The sequence below is a fragment of the Halomonas sp. SIMBA_159 genome (assembly GCF_046536035.1).
GTDB lineage: Bacteria > Pseudomonadota > Gammaproteobacteria > Pseudomonadales > Halomonadaceae > Vreelandella > Vreelandella venusta_A.
On record NZ_JAWJBT010000630.1, the window covers coordinates 1 to 270 of the forward strand.

The window sequence follows — 270 nt, forward strand, 5'->3', positions numbered from 1 at the left end:
TTTGCCATTGCTGTAATAATACCGATAGCGCCGATAAATTCGCCGCATCATCATCAACACAAACTACTGAAAGCCCAAATACCGGCCGTTGCACAACACCACTGGGTAACGGCAGCTCCTGCCGTAACGGCCGCGCAACCAGCGGCAGTTCAATACTGAACAGGCTGCCCTTACCAGGCCAGGACGCAACCTTCAGCTGATGCCCCAGCAATTTTGCCATCCGGTTAACCACACCCAAACCAAGCCCTACGCCTTGCTGGCCTTTTGCAG

1 pseudogene is annotated in these 270 nt (G+C 54.1%); it reads right to left on the reverse strand.

Going from position 1 to position 270, the window contains the following annotated elements:
- Nucleotides 1-270: pseudogene (locus tag R0J87_RS20725) on the reverse strand (hybrid sensor histidine kinase/response regulator); the annotation flags it as partial.